The 18757-nt window shown below is 63.1% G+C and carries 15 protein-coding genes and 1 riboswitch; of the genes, 4 read left to right on the plus strand and 11 right to left on the minus strand.

From position 1 onward, the window contains the following. Positions 1–18: 18 nt before the first annotated feature. From U4Y90_RS28660 to U4Y90_RS28695, 8 genes are all read right to left on the minus strand, one after another. Entirely contained in the window at positions 19–948 is a 930-nt protein-coding gene (locus U4Y90_RS28660) for a VacJ family lipoprotein (protein ID WP_321799719.1), read from the minus strand. 10 nt (positions 949–958) lie between these two features. Further along, positions 959–1534, minus strand: a complete 576-nt coding sequence (gene mlaD / locus U4Y90_RS28665) for an outer membrane lipid asymmetry maintenance protein MlaD (RefSeq protein WP_321799721.1) — start codon at positions 1532–1534, stop codon at positions 959–961. A gap of 93 nt (positions 1535–1627) precedes the next feature. Beyond that, a complete protein-coding gene (gene mlaE / locus U4Y90_RS28670; protein WP_321799723.1) occupies positions 1628–2395 on the minus strand; it encodes a lipid asymmetry maintenance ABC transporter permease subunit MlaE in 768 nt (255 codons plus the stop codon). Then, positions 2392–3207 (minus strand): ABC transporter ATP-binding protein, encoded by an 816-nt coding sequence (locus tag U4Y90_RS28675; protein ID WP_321799725.1) that lies wholly within the window; start codon positions 3205–3207, stop codon positions 2392–2394. Before U4Y90_RS28675 ends, mlaE begins: the two co-directional genes overlap by 4 nt. 97 nt (positions 3208–3304) lie before the next feature. After that, the gene (gene thiE, locus U4Y90_RS28680) at positions 3305–4390 is read right to left on the minus strand and encodes a thiamine phosphate synthase (protein ID WP_321799727.1); all 1086 of its coding nucleotides are present in this window, start codon (positions 4388–4390) and stop codon (positions 3305–3307) included. Then, positions 4387–5193, minus strand: coding sequence for a thiazole synthase (locus U4Y90_RS28685; RefSeq protein WP_187609301.1), 807 nt, complete (start codon positions 5191–5193; stop codon positions 4387–4389). Before U4Y90_RS28685 ends, thiE begins: the two co-directional genes overlap by 4 nt. Before the next feature lie 23 nt (positions 5194–5216). After that, positions 5217–5414 (minus strand): sulfur carrier protein ThiS, encoded by a 198-nt coding sequence (gene thiS, locus U4Y90_RS28690; RefSeq protein ID WP_321799730.1) that lies wholly within the window; start codon positions 5412–5414, stop codon positions 5217–5219. A 16-nt stretch (positions 5415–5430) separates the two neighbouring features. Then, a complete protein-coding gene (locus tag U4Y90_RS28695; RefSeq protein ID WP_321799813.1) occupies positions 5431–6579 on the minus strand; it encodes an FAD-dependent oxidoreductase in 1149 nt (382 codons plus the stop codon). Positions 6580–6766: 187 nt separating this feature from the next. Continuing rightward, positions 6767–6891, minus strand: a riboswitch (TPP riboswitch). Between the two features lie 232 nt (positions 6892–7123). On the opposite strand from U4Y90_RS28695, the gene U4Y90_RS28700 reads away from it, so the two are divergent. Genes U4Y90_RS28700 through U4Y90_RS28710 form a run of 3 tightly spaced genes read left to right on the plus strand, consistent with a single transcriptional unit; the run spans position 7124 to position 10277 of the window. Then, the gene (locus U4Y90_RS28700; protein ID WP_321799732.1) at positions 7124–8866 is read left to right on the plus strand and encodes an ABC transporter ATP-binding protein/permease; all 1743 of its coding nucleotides are present in this window, start codon (positions 7124–7126) and stop codon (positions 8864–8866) included. A 15-nt stretch (positions 8867–8881) separates the two neighbouring features. Next, positions 8882–9490, plus strand: coding sequence for a hypothetical protein (locus tag U4Y90_RS28705; RefSeq protein ID WP_321799734.1), 609 nt, complete (start codon positions 8882–8884; stop codon positions 9488–9490). Next, entirely contained in the window at positions 9405–10277 is an 873-nt protein-coding gene (locus tag U4Y90_RS28710; protein ID WP_321799735.1) for a DUF1828 domain-containing protein, read from the plus strand. The genes U4Y90_RS28705 and U4Y90_RS28710 overlap by 86 nt, the downstream gene beginning before the upstream one ends. Positions 10278–10339: 62 nt before the next feature. On the opposite strand, the gene U4Y90_RS28715 is transcribed toward U4Y90_RS28710, so the two are convergent. The 3 genes from U4Y90_RS28715 to U4Y90_RS28725 form a co-directional block, all read right to left on the minus strand. Beyond that, a complete protein-coding gene (locus U4Y90_RS28715) occupies positions 10340–11806 on the minus strand; it encodes a glutamate synthase subunit beta (RefSeq protein ID WP_321799737.1) in 1467 nt (488 codons plus the stop codon). Positions 11807–11888: 82 nt separating this feature from the next. Further along, positions 11889–16592 (minus strand): glutamate synthase-related protein, encoded by a 4704-nt coding sequence (locus U4Y90_RS28720; protein ID WP_321799739.1) that lies wholly within the window; start codon positions 16590–16592, stop codon positions 11889–11891. Positions 16593–16921: 329 nt separating this feature from the next. Then, positions 16922–17629 (minus strand): transposase, encoded by a 708-nt coding sequence (locus U4Y90_RS28725; RefSeq protein WP_062259637.1) that lies wholly within the window; start codon positions 17627–17629, stop codon positions 16922–16924. A 205-nt stretch (positions 17630–17834) separates the two neighbouring features. Here U4Y90_RS28725 and U4Y90_RS28730 point away from each other — a divergent pair, with 205 nt between their 5' ends. Then, complete coding sequence (locus tag U4Y90_RS28730) at positions 17835–18560, plus strand: OmpW/AlkL family protein (RefSeq protein ID WP_321799815.1); 726 nt, start codon at positions 17835–17837, stop codon at positions 18558–18560. Positions 18561–18757: the final 197 nt, after the last annotated feature.

Consider the following 18757-nt stretch of genomic DNA (forward strand, 5'->3'; position numbering starts at 1 on the left):
GCGTTAGTAACCGCTCGCTCAACGCAAGCGGAATGAAGGGAAACCAGGCGGTGCGCGCGGGGGAACATACTGGTTGCCCGGGACCGTGTTGCCGGTGCCACTGGCCGGAGTGGGCTCAGCCGCCGTGCCCGAAGCAGGCGCCGCACCTTGAGCCGTGGATGCGGGCGCGACAGGCGCCGCCGCTGCCGACGCGCCTTCAGCCGGAGTCACACCTTCATCGCCGTAGTTCGGCAGAGGCGCGTCGCCGTAGTCCGGCATGTTGCCTTCGCCGCCCGAGATCAGGAACTGACGACGTTGCAGGTAGGCGTTACGCACGAACGAGTACTTGTCGAGCGCGGCGTCGGCAAGCACGTCGGTCGCGCCCAGCAGATTGGCACGCGTGTTGATGAGATTCACGCCGTAGAGCGCCCAGCTCACGGAATCCGGGCTCACGTAGGTCAGCGGGTTGCCGAAATAGTCGACGACGAGGCCCGCGGAATCCCGCACCGTGCTCGGGCCGAGCAGCGGCAACACGACATACGGACCGGACGGCACGCCGTAGTGGCCGAGCGTCAGGCCGAAATCGCCGGCGTGCTTCGGCAGCTTCGCGATGGTCGCGACGTCGAACAGGCCGCCGACGCCGAACACCGTATTGATCGCGACGCGCATGATGTCCGACACGCCGTCCGCAATCTTCAATTGCAGCAGATTGTTCGCGGCGATGTACACGTCGCCGATATTCGAGAAGAAGTTGGTCACGCTGTTGCGCACCGGCTCCGGCACGGCCCACACGTAACCCTTCGCCACCGGCTTTACCGCGTATTGATCGACGGTGTCGTTGATCGTGAACATGGTCCGGTTGTAGCTCTCGAAGGGGTCTCCTTTCGTCGGCGTCGTCACGGTCGCGCAACCGGCGAGCGTCATGACGCCCGCCACGATGATTGCACGCCGAATCCCCTTGGCCTGCATCTTCTTCTCCTTATTGAGCCGTGCTCGAGGCGGCGTTCGCGCCCGCCGCACCCGAGGCGCCCATCGCGCTCGCCGCTCCCGGGAACGCCGGCGCGGGCGCGGCCGGTGCCGCCGATGATTTCGACGCGCCGGAATCCGCAGCCTTGTTGTAGAGGAACTGGCCGATCAGGTTTTCGAGCACCACGGCCGATTGCGTCATCGTGATGGTGTCGCCGTTCTTCAGCATCTGGTCGTCACCGCCCGGCTCGAGGCCGATGTACTGCTCCCCGAGCAGGCCCGATGTGAGGATCTTCGCGGACGAGTCCTTCGGGAACTGGTACTGCTTGTCGATATCGATCGTGACGACGGCCTGGTACGTATTCGCGTCGAAGCCGATGTCGCCGACCCGACCGACCGTCACGCCCGCGCTTTTCACGGGCGCGCGCGCCTTCAATCCGCCGATGTTGTCGAACTTGAGTTTCACCGCGTAGGTTTGCTGAAACGAAAGGGAGCTCATGTTGCCCGCCTTCAGCGCGAGAAAGAGCAGCGCCACGAAACCGAGCACCACGAAGAGGCCGACCCAAAAGTCGAGAGCAGTCTTTTTCATCGTCTTCCCAAAGAGAATCTTTTCGCAGATGGCGTGTGAGGGTCTGTGCCTTTCACAACGCACGCGCCTTGCGCGGCGCCTGCGCTTGGTCCATTAGCTGAACATCAGTGCGGTCAGCAGGAAATCGAGCCCGAGCACGGCGAGCGACGCGTACACGACGGTTTTCGTCGTTGCGCGTGACACGCCTTCCGGCGTCGGTCTCGCCTCGTAGCCCTGGAACAACGCGATGAACGTCACCGCGAAGCCGAACACGATGCTCTTGATGACGCCGTTGCCGACGTCGCGCCACACATCCACGCCACCCTGCATTTGCGACCAGAACGCGCCAGGATCGACGCCGATCAGCATCACGCCGACGATATAGCCGCCGATGATGCCGACCGCGCTGAAAATCGCCGCCAGCACCGGCATGGCGATGATGCCCGCCCACATGCGCGGCGCGACGACCACCTTGAGCGGGTCGACCGCCATCATTTCCATCGCCGTGAGTTGCTCGCCCGCCTTCATCAAGCCGATCTCGGCCGTGAGCGACGTGCCCGCGCGCCCCGCGAACAGCAGCGCCGTGACGACCGGCCCGAGCTCGCGCACGAGCGACAGCGCGACGAGCAGGCCGAGCGCCTGTTCCGAACCGTAGCGGCTCAATGTGTAATAGCCCTGCAAGCCGAGCACGAAACCGACGAACAGCCCCGACACCGCGATGATGACGAGCGAATAATTGCCGACGAAGTGGATCTGTTTCGTGACGAGGCGCGGGCGACGCAGCAGCGGGAAAAATTCGAGCACGAGGCGCAGGAACATGCGCGTCGCGTAGCCTGCGGTGCCGAAACCGTCGAGCACCCAGCGTCCGAGCGCGCTGATCATGCCTGCCCTCCGATGCCGAAATCCGCGGCGAGCGGCGTGCTCGCGTAGTGGAACTTGAACGGGCCGTCCGGCGTGCCGTCGATGAACTGGCGCACGGTCGGATCCTGCGATGCGCGCAGTTGCGCCGGCGTGCCCTCGGCATGAATCCCGCCGTTCGCGATGAAATATACGTAGTCCGCAATCGCGAAAGACTCCGGCACGTCATGCGTGACGAGAATGGAAGTAGCGCCGAGCGCGTCGTTGATCGTGCGGATGAGTTGCGCGGTGATGCCGAGCGAGATGGGATCGAGACCGGCGAAAGGCTCGTCGTACATCATCAGTTGGGGATCGAGCGCGATTGCGCGAGCGAGCGCCACACGGCGCGCCATGCCGCCCGAAATCTCCGACGGCGCGAGATCGCGCGCGCCGCGCAGGCCGACCGCATTCAGCTTCATCAGCACGAGGTCGCGAAGCAAGGCTTCGGGCAAGTCGGTGTGCTCGCGCAGCGGAAACGCCACGTTCTCGAACACGGTCTGGTCCGTGAACAGCGCGCCGAACTGGAACAGCATGCCCATTTTTCGGCGCAGCGCGTACAGGCCGTCGCGTGTCTGCGCGCCGACGTCCTGATCGCCGAACATGACCCGGCCGCGGCTCGCCTTCACGAGGCCACCGATCAAACGCAAGGTCGTGGTTTTGCCGCAGCCTGAGCCGCCCATGACCGCGACAACCTGCCCACGCGTGAAACGCATGTTCAGGTTCGACAGAACAAGCCGGTCGCCGTAGCCGAAATCGACGTCGCGCAGCTCTAGCAGAGTCTCGGAGGAAGCAGGCACTGGGTGAGAGATTCGGTTGACGCAAAACGCCGAATTATAGGGCCTGCGCGCAATCGGTGCTTTGCCTAGTCCTGCCTCTCCTTGTTTTTGGGAATATTCACCGTTGACTTGCAAACATCTGTTGCAGCGAAAAGACCGCCGCGGCGGTGTCCGGCGCTTCGGTGACCGCACGCACCACCGCCGCGCTGCCGACACCCGTCGCCAGCACGTCGGGCATGACGTTCGCATCGATTCCGCCTATCGCGACGAGCGGCACGCGGCCGGACAGCAACTGCACGTAGCGCGTGAGGCGCGCGAGGCCTTGCGGCTTCGTCGGCATGACTTTCGTCGTGGTCGGAAAGACGGCGCCCAGCGCGAGATAGCTCGGCCTGAAATGCAGCGCGCGCAACATTTCGTAATAGCCGTGCGTCGACAAACCAAGCCGCACGCCTGCTTTCGCGATCGCGTTCAGGTCGGCCGTCTGCACGTCCTCCTGGCCCAGATGCACCCCGTACGCGCCTGCCGCGACCGCCTCGCGCCAGTGATCGTTGATGAAAACCCGCGCGCCGTGCCGGCTTCCCGCTTCGACCGAGCGTGCGATCTCGCGTTGCAAATCGGTCGTGTCGGTCGTTTTGCGCCGCAGTTGCGTCGTGCCCACGCCCACATCCAGAACGCGCTCGACCCAGTCGGCGCTCGGCAGCACGGGGTACAGGCCGAGCCGGTCGGGACACGCCGGGAAGCCGTTTTTGGGCGCCGCCGGCAAATCGGCGACGCGCGGGAACGTCGCGAAATCGACCGGCCAGGCGTCGACCTTGTTCTCGTCGCCCGCGCGCCAGGCGAGCGCGAGCGTGAGCGCGTCGTGTGGCTCGAAGTTGCAATCGAGAAAGGCGGCGAGCGCCGAGAGCCAATCGTCCGACCATTCGCCTTCCAGCGCGAAACGCTCGTCGCCGCGACGCAGCGTGACGCGGCCGTCGCGCGCTTCGAGCGCCGCCGCGCCGCTTTTCGCGAGCCGCTCGGTATCCGCGTCATGCGGCTCGGTGAACACGATCAGATCGTCCGCTTTGGGCGATTCCGGCGCGGTCAGGCAGATGCGCCAGCGCGTTTCGGCCGCGGGCCATTCGCCCAGACGCGCGCGAATCCGCTCGGCGACTTCGATCAGTTCATCGGCGGGCGGCCAGAAAACTTCGCGATTCAGCAAGCTCATGCCGCGCCTCCGTCCTGGTGCCAGAACGGCATGCCGACGACCGGCGTGCTCGCCTGCGCGCTGTCGCGCTCGGCCATCGGGCCGGCGAGGAACGCGGTGCGCCCCGCCTCGACGCCGAGCGCGAAGGCGCGCGCCATCTGCGGCGGAAAAGTCGCCTGCGATACGGCCGTGTTGAGCAGCACGCCGTCGAAGCCCCACTCCATGACCTGACACGCATGCGACGGAACGCCGAGACCGGCATCGACGATCAGCGGCACATCCGGCAGACGCTCTCGCAACGTGCGCAATCCGTACGGGTTGGTCACGCCCTTGCCGGTGCCGATCGGCGCGCCCCACGGCATCAGCGCCTCGCAGCCGGCATCGAGCAGGCGCCGGCCGATGACCAGATCCTCCGTGCAATACGGCAGCACCTTGAAACCTTCGCGAATCAGCTTCGCCGCGGCTTCGACGAGGCCGATCGGATCGGGCTGCAGCGTGTAGTCGTCGCCGATCAGCTCCAGTTTGATCCACGGCGTCTCGAAGACTTCGCGCGCCATGTGCGCGGTCGTCAGCACTTCGTCGACACTCTGGCAGCCCGCCGTGTTCGGCAGGAGCGCGACGCCGTGGCGCTTCAACACATCGAAGAAACCGGCCTCGCCGGTCTCCGACTGGCGCCGTAGCGCGACGGTGACCATGCCTGGCCGCGCGGCGTCGATGGAGTCGGAAAGCGATTGCAGCGATGGATAACGCGAGGTTCCGAGCAGCACGCGGCTCGGAAACGTCTCGCCGTAGAGCGTGAGAACGTCAGCGGTGGAGATGGTCATGGTGGGATCCTTCGGTTCTGAATTCAGCCGCCCGCGACGGGCGACACGACGTCGAGCTTGTCGCCGGCGGCGAGCGTTTTCGTGGCGTGCTCGCCGCGCGCGACGAACTGCCCGTTCAACGCGACCGCGAACGGCGGCTTCGCGCCGAACGCGGTGAGCGCTTCGGTGACCGTGGCGGCGTCGGGCAAATCGAACGCGCGCTGATTGATGTGGATGTTCATGTCTGTTGTCTCTTGCTCATTGCGAAAGCGCGGGCGCGACGGCGAACTCGCCGTGCAGCAGTTCTGGCCAGCGCGCGGCGCCGCGGAAATCGGAAAAAGTGTCGGCATCGGCAACGTCGCCGGAAACGAGCGCGTCGGCCAGACGGCACGCGGCATCCGCCACTTCCGGCGCGATCATGAAGCCGTGCCGGTACAGTCCGTTCACGCGCAAGGTTCGCGCTCCGTCCCAGACGATGGCCGGCCGATGATCCGGCAAGGTCGGCCGGCAATGCGCGTTCAACTCCAGGATGCGCGCCTCGCCGAAGCCCGGATGCACCGCGAACGCGGCGCTGAGAAGTTCGAGCGCCGAGCGCACGCTCACCGGCGACATGTCCTCGCCCTCCACCTCCGTCGCGCCGATCACGTACAGATCGTCTTGCTTCGGCGCGATATAGAGCGGGTAGCGCGGATGCAGCAGCCGCACGGGCCGCGTCAGACCGATGCCCGGCGCATGCACGCGCGCGACCTCGCCGCGAATGCCGCGCAGCGCGGGCCACGCGGGCTTGCCGCCCAGACCGCGGCAATCGATGATCCAGCGGGCATCGGGCATCGCGTCGACGGCGGTATTCCAGTGCGTGCGCACGCCCCGCGCCGCAAGTCCGGCTGCGAGCGCGCTCAGGGCCTGGCGGTTATCCAGTTGCCCTTCGTTCGGCAGCAGCCAGCCCTGTGCGAAGCGCGTCCCGAGCGCCGGTTCGGCTTGCGCGACCTGCGCGCCCGCGAGCTTGACGAACCCGCCATCGAGCAGATCGGCGGGGGAGTTGGCCTTCAGACGGCGCTCAAAGAGCGGCGCTTCCGCGCGATCGGCGCCGTGCCAGACGACGAGCGTGCCGTTGCGCTGAAAGAAGACCGGTTCGGGCAATTGCCCGACGATGCGCGGCCAGCGCTCCAGCGACGCCGCTCCGAGCCCGACGACGAGCGGCTCCGCGCTCGCGGCTTCCGCGAGCGGCGCGAGCATGGCGGCGGCGACCCAAGCGGCCGATTGCGTGCCGGCCGCGTCGCCGCGTTCGTAGAGCGCGACGTCGTGGCCCGTGCCCGCGAGTTGCCAGGCGACGAGCCGCCCGACGAGCCCGCCGCCGATGACTGCGAAATCCGGCCCGCGCACGGCGCCCTGTTCGATTCTCTTGATCAATTCGATGTCTCCGTACGCGTGGCGCTGCACCGCACGAAGGAGACGAAGTACGCGATCTCGACCGTGCTGGCGCGGCGCCACATCACAAGGACGAAATCAGCGGAGAGACCGGCCCCGACATCGAATGAAACGCGCCGGGCGGAAAGAAAGTACTGGAAGAGACTGGAGGAATGGCGCGAGGATCGCGCGTTCTCCGGAAACTTCCCTCGCCGGTATTACCCGGATCGGGTGCAAAGGGTCTCTCTCAGCCTCGCCGCGCTGCCGACCGTTCCGGCCGCCGATGCACGCGAAGCACCCCTGTTTCGTCGAGGACCATTAAAACATGAAAGGCGAAGCGGCTGCAAACCGGGATTGCCCGCCTTTTATCGTGCGCGGCGGCACTCTGGCACAATGCCGCGAACATGGTTCTCCGAACGATTGCGCGAAATTAAGTGAGCGTTAAGAGAACCCCGGAACAATTTGCCGGGCCGGACAAGGCCGCGCGCGGCCCGGCCGCGGACGGAACAATCGGGCGCCTCGAAGACGCATCAGCAGGAAACTCATGATCAACACTCGTACCGAAAGCACGCAGCAGAAAGCCGACGAAGTCTCGGCCTGGAGCCTCATCAAGCCCTACTGGGTGTCGGAGGAGCGCGGAATCGCCTGGGGCCTGCTCGTGGCGATCATCGCGATCAACATGACGGTCGTGTGGATCAACGTCCGGCTCAACAGCTGGAACGCGGATTTCTACAACGCGCTGCAGAACAAGAACGTCAAGGACTTTCCGCATCTGCTGCTGATCTTCACGGGCCTCGCGTTCGCGTACATCCTGCTCGCTGTGTACGGGCGATATCTGCGGCAGATGCTCGCGTTCCGCTGGCGGCAATGGCTCACCAACAGGTTTCTCGAGCAATGGCTCGGGGACAAGGCGTTTTACCGCATCGAGCGCGACCGCCTGGCCGACAACCCCGACCAGCGTATTTCCGACGACCTGCAGTCTTTCGCCACCACGACGCTTTCGCTGTCCCTCGACCTGCTTTCGACGCTCGTCACGCTCGTCACCTTCATCACGATTCTCTGGACCATCGCGGGCGCGCTGACCTTCTCGCTCGGCGGCACGCCGATCACGATTCCGGGCTACATGGTGTGGGCCGCCGCGCTCTATGCGATTCTCGGCTCGCTGATCATCCAGAAGGTCGGCCATCCGCTCGTGTCGATCAACTATCAGCAGCAGAAGGTCGAGGCGGATTTCCGTTTCGGCCTGATCCGCGTGCGCGAGAACGCCGAGCAGATCGCGTTCTACGACGGCATCGCCACCGAAACCGCGAACGCGAAGACCATCTTCCAGCGCATCCGCGACAACTGGTGGATGATCATGAAGTACACGAAGCGCATGACCTTCGTGCTTTCCTTCTACGGACAGATCGCGATCATCTTTCCGATCATGGTCGCCGCGCCGCGCTACTTCGCGGGCGCGTTTTCGTTCGGCGTGCTGATGCAGATTTCATCGGCGTTCGGCACTGTCAGCGATTCGTTTTCCTGGTTCATCAACAGTTATTCGACGTTGGTCGAATGGCGCGCCACCGTCAATCGTCTTCGCGAATTCAAGCGCGTGATGCGCTCGACGCACATCCGCGAGGAAACGTCGCCGGCGACGGAGCACGGCGGCATCAACCTGCATTTCACGAGCACGCCGTCGCTCACCACAAAAGGCCTCATGCTCGCGCTGCCCAACGGCACGCCGCTTTCGCGCGTGGCGAATGTGTCGATCGAACCGGGATCGCGCTGGCTGGTCGTCGGTCCTTCGGGATCGGGCAAGAGCACGCTGATGCGCGCGCTCGCGGGCTTGTGGCCGTTCGGCGACGGCACGATCGACGCCCCCGTCGACGCGAAGATGATGTTCATCCCGCAGATGAGCTATCTGCCGATCGGCACGCTGCGCGCGGCGCTTGCGTATCCCTCGCCTGGCGGCACGTTCGGCGACGACGAATCGCGTGAAGTGCTGCGTCTGTGCAATCTCGAAGCTTATGTGGATCGGCTGGAGGAAAGCGCGCATTGGGCGCGGAGCCTGTCGCCGGGCGAACAGCAGCGGCTCGCTGCGGCGCGCGTGCTGCTGCACAAGCCGGACTTCGCGTTCCTCGATGAAGCCACCAGCGCGCTCGATGCCGAGAACGAGCTGCATATCTACAACACGCTCGTCGAGCGGCTGCCGAAGGCGGCGATCCTGAGCGTGGCGCATCGCGAGTCGGTGGCGATGTTCCACGATTACAAGATCGAGATCGAGAGGGCGATGGCCGAGGTTTGAAGCTTTTTTCGCTCCGTGATTCGATCGATAAACCGCACCCCTGAGCAATCATCGGTGCGGTTTTTCCTATTTGTCGTTGCGGTTGATCTGATCGACTTGTCGCGTCCTAGACTGTCGGATCTTCGTCACTCTAGACTGCAGATGGACCTCGAACTCTTGACCGACGACGATCTCGATGCAATGCGTCGTGCGCCGAAGGTGATCGTCAACCCGCGCGCGCGATGGGTGCGCAAGGGCGGACATCGGGAGAAGAATTTCACGCTTCACGACGCTCGCGATGCCACGCAGGCATATCGACTCTTCGTGCGCATTTCAGAAACCAACGAAACCGTGTACTCGGTGGGACTCGCGCGGGTCTGGTCGCCCGAAGCGACACTCGTCCTGGTCCGTTATAACGGCCCGTATCATCCGCATAGAAACATCGTCGAGCGTACGAAGGTTCCGGCTGGCTGTCACAGGCATCTCGCCACACATCGCTATATCGAAGCCGGACTCGATGCGGACGGATACGCCGAGCCCGTCTCACACTACAATTCCGTTGAAAGCGCGTTCGATTCGCTCTGCAGGGATTTCGAAATCGCACCGCACGCATTCAACCCATTTCAACCCGAGCTCGAGTTCTGACATGGTGCACGACACACCCGAGGCGGTGAAGCGGCTGCTGTGCGAATCGTGGTGTTCCGAACTCGAAGTCGCGCGAGACGGCGACGCCCTGCGGCTTTCCATGCCATTGCTCGAGCCCGACGGCGATTACGTGACCGTGTGGCTGCGGCAGACAATGGGCGGCTGGCGTCTCGAAGACGCCGGCGCTACGTTGATGCGCATCTCATACGATTCGGATACTTCTGCCTTGATGCGCGGTCCGAGGCGCGTACTGCTCGACAAGATGCTGTCCGAGTATGGCGCACGGCTCGCCGACGACGGCCAGATAGTGTCGGAAACGGATGAGCCGCTTCTCGGCATTTCGCTTTTGCGTTATGGACAAGCGCTGCTCCGGGTCAACGATCTCAGAAGCTGGAGCAAAGCACGCGTTGCATCGACCTTCTTCGACGATCTCAAGCTGAATCTCACGGAAATCGTCGGCGCCGAAAGTGTCATCGAAAACTACCGGGCGCCGGAAGTCCCCCATGCGGCCGATTATCCAATCGACTTTTTTCTGAAAGGCTCGCAAACGCCGCTATTCGTATTCGGCGTTCCGAATCAGGAACGCGCGCGCACCGCGACCATCGTGCTGCAACACATAGACCAGTACATCGAGCGCTTCGACTCGATCGTGGTCTTTCAAGATGCCAGCGCAATTCCTAGTGTCGACCTGCGCCGACTCATGAATGCCGCGAACGACATGGTCGACTCGATCGATGCAAAAATCGCGCTCGAAAAGAAGATTCGCCACCGGATGCGCGTCGCCTGAGTCCGAAACAAAAAGGCCACGCAATTCGCGTGGCCTTTTCGCTTTCATGACGCGCCGGACCGTTACCGCGGCAACTCGCTCGATCCCATCAGATACGCATCCACCGACCGCGCGCACTGGCGTCCTTCCCGAATCGCCCAGACGACCAGCGACTGACCGCGCCGCATGTCGCCCGCCGTGAACACCTTGTCCACCGACGTGTAATACGCCTTGTCGCCCTCGGTCGCGGCGCGCACGTTGCCGCGCGCATCCTTCTCGACGCCGAACGCATCCAGCACCGGCGAAACCGGTTGCGTGAAGCCCATCGCGAGCAGCACGAGATCCGCCTTCAGTTCGAATTCGGAGTTCGGCACTTCCTGCATCTTGCCGCCCTTCCACTCGACGCGCACCGCGATCAGCTTCTCGACCTTGCCGTTCTTGCCTTCGAAGCGCTTCGTCGCGACCGACCAGTCGCGCTCGCAACCTTCTTCATGCGACGACGACGTGCGCAGCTTGATCGGCCAGTACGGCCACACGAGCGGCTTGTTCTCTTCCTCGGGCGGTTGCGCGAGCAACTCGAACTGCGTCACGTCCTTCGCGCCATGACGGTTCGACGTGCCCACGCAATCCGAACCCGTATCGCCGCCGCCGATCACGACGACATGCTTGCCCTTCGCGAGCAACTGGTACGAGAGCTTGTCGCCCGCGTTGACCTTGTTCTGCTGCGGCAGGAATTCCATCGCGTAATAGATGCCTTCGAGCTCGCGGCCCGGCACCGGCAGGTCGCGCGGCGTTTCCGAACCGCCCGCGATCACGACCGCATCGAACTGTTCCTTCAGCTCGTCCGGCGTGATCGTTTCCTTCGCCGTATTCGCGATGTAGTCCGGCAGCGCATCCTTGCCAATGAACACGTTGGTGCGGAACGACACGCCTTCCGCTTCCATCTGACGCATGCGGCGGTCGATCAGCCATTTCTCCAGCTTGAAGTCGGGGATGCCGTAGCGCAGCAGACCGCCGATGCGATCGTTCTTCTCGAAGACGACGACTTCATGACCCGCGCGCGCCAGCTGCTGCGCGGCCGCGAGACCGGCAGGGCCCGAACCGACGACGGCGACCTTCTTGCCCGTCTTGTGCTTCGGCGGCTGCGGCACGACCCAGCCTTCCGTGAAAGCCTTGTCGATGATCGCGTGCTCGATCGACTTGATGCCGACCGGATCGTCGTTGATGCCGAGCGTGCACGCCGCCTCGCACGGCGCCGGGCAGATGCGGCCCGTGAATTCCGGGAAGTTGTTGGTCGAGTGCAGCACGTTGATCGCGCTCTTCCAGTCTTGCTGGAACACGAGATCGTTGAAGTCCGGAATGATGTTGTTGACCGGGCAGCCGTTGTTGCAGAACGGAATGCCGCAGTCCATGCAGCGCGCGCCTTGAATCTTCGCGTCTTCATCGGTCAGCGCGGCGACGAATTCCTTGTAATGCTTGACGCGGGTCAGCGGTGCTTCGTACGCCTCGTGGCGGCGTTCGAACTCGAGAAAACCGGTTGCCTTGCCCATTTCTTTCTCTGTATTTGGTGAGGATCGCGCTCTCCGATGCACGCGCACCGGAGAGCCTTTCTATGACTTGTGAGACCGGGCTTTACGCCGCGACCGCTTCCTTGCCCTTCTTCGCGCCGAGCTCGGTGAGCGCGCGCTTGTACTCGGTCGGGAACACCTTGACGAACTGACGGCGAGCCGAGTCCCAGTTCTCGAGCAGCGACTTCGCACGCGGCGAGCCGGTGAACTGGAAGTGACGCTCGATCAGGCCCTTCAACAGCGCTTCGTCGGTCTTGCCGGTGTGCCACAGCGTGCGATCCACCGTGCGCTCCTGTTCGGCCTGCTGCAGCACCGGATCGAGCGCGACCATCGACTTGTTGCACTTGCCCGCGAACGCGCCTTCGGGGTCGTACACGAACGCGATGCCGCCCGACATGCCCGCCGCGAAGTTGCGGCCCGTCTCGCCGAGCACGACCACCGTGCCGCCGGTCATGTATTCGCAGCCGTGATCGCCCGTGCCTTCGACGACCGCCGTCGCGCCCGAGTTACGCACGCAGAAGCGCTCGCCCGCGACGCCGCGGAAATACGATTCTCCTTCGATCGCGCCGTACATCACCGTGTTGCCGCAAATGATGTTTTCCTCGGACTTGCCGCGGAAGTCGTTGGTCGGGCGAATGATGATGCGCCCGCCCGACAAGCCCTTGCCGACGTAGTCGTTGCCGTCGCCGACGAGATCCAGCGTCACGCCCTTCGCGAGGAACGCGCCGAAGCTCTGGCCCGCCGTGCCCTTCAACTGGATGTGAATCGAGTCGTCGGGCAGGCCGTCGTGGCCATGCGTCTTCGCAATCAGACCGGACAGCATCGCGCCCACCGTGCGGTTCACGTTGCGCACCGGCTGGATGAACGACACGTGCTCGCCCTTTTCGATCGCCGCCTTCGACTTCTCGATCAGCGTGTGATCGAGCGCCTTGTCGAGACCGTGATCCTGCACGTCGACATGCTTGCGCGCGACGTCCTCGCCCACCGGCACCTGATAGAAGATGCGCGAGAAGTCGAGACCCTTCGCCTTCCAGTGCTCGATGCCCTTCTTCATGTCGAGCAGATCGACGCGGCCGATCAGGTCATCGAACTTGCGGATGCCGAATTGCGCCATGATTTCGCGCACTTCTTCCGCGACGAAGAAGAAGAAGTTGACGACATGCTCCGGCTGGCCGGAGAACTTGGCGCGCAGCACCGGATCCTGCGTCGCGACGCCGACCGGGCACGTATTCAGATGACACTTGCGCATCATGATGCAGCCTTCGACGACGAGCGGCGCCGTCGCGAAGCCGAATTCGTCCGCGCCGAGCAGCGCGCCGATGACGACGTCGCGGCCGGTCTTCATCTGACCGTCGGCCTGCACGCGGATACGGCCGCGCAGACGGTTGAGCACCAGCGTCTGCTGCGTTTCGGCGAGGCCGAGTTCCCACGGCGTGCCCGCATGCTTGAGCGACGACAAGGGCGACGCGCCCGTGCCGCCGTCATGACCGGCGATCACGACGTGATCCGCCTTCGCCTTCGCGACGCCTGCGGCAACCGTGCCGACGCCGACTTCCGACACCAGCTTCACCGAAATGCTCGACGACGAATTCACGTTCTTCAGATCGTGAATCAGTTGCGCGAGGTCTTCGATCGAATAGATGTCGTGGTGCGGCGGCGGCGAAATCAGGCCGACGCCCGGCACCGAATAACGCAGCTTGCCGATGTAATCGGACACCTTGTGGCCCGGCAACTGACCGCCTTCGCCGGGCTTCGCGCCCTGCGCCATCTTGATCTGGATCTGATCCGCCGACGACAGATACTCCGCCGTCACGCCGAAACGGCCCGACGCCACCTGCTTGATCTTCGAGCGCAGCGAATCGCCTTCCTTCAGCGGGATGTCGGTGACGACTTCCTTGCCGATGATCGATTGCAGCGTGTCGCCGTTCTTGATCGGGATGCCGCGCAGCTCGTTGCGATAACGCGTTTCGTCCTCGCCGCCTTCGCCGGTGTTCGACTTTCCGCCGATGCGGTTCATCGCGACAGCCAGCGTCGCGTGCGCTTCCGTGCTGATCGAGCCGAGCGACATCGCGCCGGTGGCGAAGCGCTTGACGATTTCCTTCGCCGATTCGACTTCGTCGAGCGGAATTGCCTTCGTCGGCTCGACCTTGAACTCGAACAGACCGCGGAAGGTCATGTGACGCTTCGTCTGGTCGTTGATGATGTGCGCGTATTCCTTGTACGTCTGATACGAGTTGCTGCGCGCCGAGTGCTGCAGCTTGGCGATCGCGTCCGGCGTCCACATGTGTTCTTCGCCGCGCACGCGGTACGCATATTCGCCGCCCGCGTCGAGCATGTTCGCGAGGACCGGGTTGTCGCCGAACGCCTCGCGGTGCAGATGAATCGCTTCCTCCGCCACTTCGAAGATGCCGATGCCGCCGACCTTCGTCGCCGTACCCTTGAAGTACTTCTCGACCAGCTCCGACGACAGACCGACGCCTTCGAAAATCTGCGCGCCGGTGTAGGACATGTACGTCGAGATGCCCATCTTCGACATGACCTTCAACAGGCCCTTGCCGACCGCCTTCGTGAAGTTGTAGATGACCTTGTCCGCCGACAGATCGCCCTTCAGGCCTTCGGCCATGTTGGCGAGCGTTTCCAGCGCGAGGTACGGGTGAACGGCTTCCGCGCCGTAGCCCGCGAGCAGCGCGAAGTGATGCGTCTCGCGCGCGGAGCCCGTTTCCACGACGAGACCCGTGCTCGTGCGCAGGCCGTGCTGCACGAGATGCGAGTGAATCGCGGACGTGGCGAGCAGCGCCGGGATCGCGACGTTGTCGCGGTCCATCTTGCGATCGGACACGATCAGGATGTTGTAGCCGGACTTCACGGCGTCGACGGCTTCCGCGCACAGCGACGCGATGCGCGCCTCGATGCCTTCCTTGCCCCACGCCGCCGGGTAGCAGATGTTCAGCTCATACGAGCTGAACTTGCCGCCCGTGTACTTGTCGATCGCGCGGATCTTCGCGATGTCCTTGAAGTCGAGCACGGGCTGCGACACTTCGAGGCGCATCGTCGGGTTGATGTTGGTCGTGTCGAGCAGGTTCGGCTTCGGGCCGATGAACGAGACGAGCGACATGACGAGGTTTTCGCGGATCGGATCGATCGGCGGGTTCGTCACTTGCGCGAACAACTGCTTGAAGTAGTTGTAGAGCGTCTTGTTCTTGTTGGACATGACCGCGAGCGGCGAGTCGTTGCCCATCGAGCCGACGGCTTCCTCGCCCGATTGCGCCATCGGCGCCATCAGGAACTTGAGGTCTTCCTGCGTGTAGCCGAACGCCTGCTGACGGTCGAGCAGCGCGGCGGCTTCGCGGCGTTGCGTCTCGACGTCTTCCGCCTTCGGCTCGATTTCGTCGAGCTTGATGCGCACGGCATCGATCCAGCTCTTGTACGGCTTCGCGTTGGACAGGTTGTCCTTCAGCTCCTTGTCCTCGATGATGCGGCCCTGCTCCATGTCGATCAGGAACATCTTGCCCGGCTGCAGGCGCCACTTCTTGACGATCTTCGATTCGGGAATCGGCAGCACGCCCGATTCCGACGCGAGGATCACGAGATCGTCGTCGGTGACGAGATAGCGCGCCGGACGCAAGCCGTTGCGGTCCAGCGTGGCGCCGATCTGGCGGCCGTCCGTGAACGCGATCGCGGCGGGGCCGTCCCACGGCTCCATCATCGCGGCGTGGTATTCGTAGAAGGCGCGGCGGTTGTCGTCCATCAGCGTGTGCTGTTCCCACGCTTCCGGGATCATCATCATCATTGCGTGGACGAGCGGGTAGCCGGCCATCACGAGCAGTTCGAGACAGTTGTCGAACGATGCCGTGTCCGACTGGCCCGGATAGATCAGCGGCCAGAGCTTCGGCAGATCGTCGCCGAGCACGTACGACGCGATCGCGCCGGTACGCGCGTTCAGCCAGTTGACGTTGCCCTTCACGGTGTTGATTTCACCGTTGTGCGCGATCATGCGATACGGGTGCGCGAGCTCCCACGCCGGGAACGTGTTGGTCGAGAAGCGCTGGTGCACGAGCGCGAGCGCCGACACGACGCGCTCGTCCTGCAGATCGCGGTAATACACGCCGACCTGACCGGCCAGCAGCAGGCCCTTGTAGACGACCGTGCGCGACGACATGGACGGCACGAAGTATTCCTTGCCGTGCTTGAGCTTCAACGCCTGGATGCGATGGCTCGCAGTCTTGCGGATGATGTACATCTTGCGCTCGAGCGCGTCCGTCACGACGATGTCCTTGCCGCGACCGATGAAGATCTGGCGGATCAGCGGCTCGCTCGCCTTCACCGTGGGCGAAATCGGCATGCTGGAATCGACGGGCACGTCACGCCAGCCGAGCACGACCTGGCCTTCCGCCTTCACCGTGCGCTCGAGCTCCTGCTCGCACGCGAGACGCGATGCGTGCTCCTTCGGCAGGAAGATCATGCCGACGCCGTATTCGCCAGCCGGCGGCAACGTCACGCCCTGCTTGGCCATTTCCTCGCGATAGAAGCCGTCCGGCACCTGAATCAGGATGCCGGCGCCATCGCCCATCAGCGGATCGGCGCCGACCGCGCCACGGTGATCGAGATTTTCGAGAATCTTGAGACCCTGCTGAATGATCTCGTGGCTCTTTTTCCCTTTGATATGGGCGACGAAGCCGACGCCGCAGGCGTCGTGTTCGTTCGCAGGGTCGTACATGCCCTGCGCGGCGGGAAGCGAACCGGCTGCCGGTTGCTGATGATCGTTCATGGGGACACCGTCTCTACTGTGAGGGGCCGACTCGCTCGGCCGTTGAACCATTTTCTTGTCGCTTGCGACGACTTTTTTCAACCTGATGTGTCACGAAGCACGGTCGTGCGCGGCACGCTGCACCGCGGCAAACGCCGGAAATCGAAATATACGCGACGAATCAAAGTGATGGCAAATAAAACTTGATGATATGGCACCAATTATCGATATGGTGCAAACACGCCCCATCATATTGGGGTCGCATCATTATGTGTTAAAAAGAAACGGCGTGATTCGAAAAAATCGAAACGCCGTTTCGTTTTGTGCTTCGGGAGTGCAGTCGAACGCCGTTATTGCGGCTGCGGGGTTTCGCGGATCTTGCGCGGACGGCCGCGCGGCAGCGGCGACACCCGACGATTGGCCGCATGCGACGCCCATTCGCGATAGGCGTCGCTGCCCAGCACCCAGCCTTTGAGTGTCGCTTGCAGGAGACGGTTGGCCTCGCGCTCGTCGAGCGGTTGTTCGCACAATTCCTTGTACGCGTGCTGTCGTTCGAACGGCGTGTTGCCGAGCGACCAGAAGAGCGGATGGTCGGTGATGAGGCCATCGAGCGCGAGCCCGATGTGATGACGGAAACTGGACCACTTGTAGTCCTGCGGCGCCGCGACGAGTTGCGCGCGCACAGGCGCCATTTCGACGACGCGCGTGGCGAGCAAGAAATAGCGTTCGCCTTCGATGACCGTCGCGCGATAGCGGCCCTCCCAGAGCGTGCCGCGCCGCATGTAACGGCGATTGAAATGCGCTACGTAGCGACGTCCGACCGCCTGCATCGCCTTGGGCAAGCTGGATTCGTCACGCGGCGTGACGAGCAGATGCACCGCTTGCGGCATCAGCGCATAAGCGTGAATCGAGAGGTGATGATCACGTGAAGCAGTCCTCAAGCAGTCGATGAAGAGCTCGTAGTCCTGGTCGTCGACGAAGGCGGGTTGCTGGTCGAGACCACGCAGGATGACATGCTGCGGCTGTTCGGGAACGTAGAGTCGTGCAAGCCGTGCCATTCTGGATATTCCGTTGGTCGCGTTTGTGTTACCCCGATCGGGGGCCTTTCGGAGCCGTTGCGGCAGCGTGAACAAACACATGCAATTGCCGTGCAACGAGGCCCCTAAGCCGCTCTCTGCCCTAGGGAAAATGCTCTACGGCGACGCTATGGTTTATGTGAAATGTTGTGTTCATAATGAGCGTGCTTTTTCGGAGGAGCACAAATTGAAAATAAAACAAGTCATCACGGGGATCGCGGCATTAGCGTGTGTGTCCACTGCGGCACATGCGCAATCTGCCGGGTCCTTCTATGCAACAGCCGGCTGGTTTCACTTCGCCCCGCAAGACAGCAGTGGTCCGCTCAAAGAAACAAGTGTAGGCGGATCTCCGGTCAATATCGATGTTCCCGGTTCGGGCGCAGGCATCTCGAGCGCTGATACCGCCGGCTTCACCGTAGGCTACTTCGCCACCGACCACATTGCCGCCGAACTCGAAATGGGTATTCCCCCCACGTTCGACCTCGAAGGCACCGGTACCTTCTCCCAGTACGGCAAGGTCGGCAGCGCGAAGCAGTGGAGCCCGACGCTGCTCTTCAAATACTTCTTCAACGCGCCCACGGCGAAGTTCCGTCCTTTCGTGGGCATCGGCGTGACGCGCACGTGGTTCACCGACGCGAAGATCACCAATGAGCAATTCGAAGGCTCGGTCTTGCATGGTCCGACCACCGTCGACACGGATAGTTCGTGGGCGCCCGTGTTTAATGTCGGCGCGACGTACAATTTCACAGAACACTGGTTCGCCGGATTTTCCGTGTCCTTCATTCCTTTGAAGGCCACCGCGAAACTGAGCACACAGGCTCAAACGCCTGTCGGCACACTCAATGTCCAGTCGCAGGCAAAAATCACGCTCAACCCGATCGTCACATATTTGCGAGTAGGCTATCGTTTCTAAAATCAAACTGCTCACAGACATCCAACGACGATAAAAGCGTCATTGCAAAAAAGAAAGATAACGCCGGCATGATTCATACATGCCGGCGTTATCTTTTCATCGCGCTTGTAAATGTGACCTTCGAAAGAAGGAATTGCTTGCAGTTCTTACGCGTCGACGCGCTGCGAAAAATCATTCGCGGTCGCGCTTACCGAAAC

The sequence above is a fragment of the Caballeronia sp. J97 genome, from assembly GCF_905220305.1.
GTDB lineage: Bacteria > Pseudomonadota > Gammaproteobacteria > Burkholderiales > Burkholderiaceae > Caballeronia.

Coding starts and splice junctions, on each gene's coding strand:
- U4Y90_RS28660 (WP_321799719.1), bottom strand. CDS start 948: ATGCAGGCCAAGGGGATTCGGCGTGCAATCATCGTGGCGGGCGTCATG.
- mlaD (WP_321799721.1), bottom strand. CDS start 1,534: ATGAAAAAGACTGCTCTCGACTTTTGGGTCGGCCTCTTCGTGGTGCTC.
- mlaE (WP_321799723.1), bottom strand. CDS start 2,395: ATGATCAGCGCGCTCGGACGCTGGGTGCTCGACGGTTTCGGCACCGCA.
- thiE (WP_321799727.1), bottom strand. CDS start 4,390: ATGAGCTTGCTGAATCGCGAAGTTTTCTGGCCGCCCGCCGATGAACTG.
- U4Y90_RS28685 (WP_187609301.1), bottom strand. CDS start 5,193: ATGACCATCTCCACCGCTGACGTTCTCACGCTCTACGGCGAGACGTTT.
- thiS (WP_321799730.1), bottom strand. CDS start 5,414: ATGAACATCCACATCAATCAGCGCGCGTTCGATTTGCCCGACGCCGCC.
- U4Y90_RS28700 (WP_321799732.1), top strand. CDS start 7,124: ATGATCAACACTCGTACCGAAAGCACGCAGCAGAAAGCCGACGAAGTC.
- U4Y90_RS28715 (WP_321799737.1), bottom strand. CDS start 11,806: ATGGGCAAGGCAACCGGTTTTCTCGAGTTCGAACGCCGCCACGAGGCG.
- U4Y90_RS28720 (WP_321799739.1), bottom strand. CDS start 16,592: ATGAACGATCATCAGCAACCGGCAGCCGGTTCGCTTCCCGCCGCGCAG.
- U4Y90_RS28725 (WP_062259637.1), bottom strand. CDS start 17,629: ATGGCACGGCTTGCACGACTCTACGTTCCCGAACAGCCGCAGCATGTC.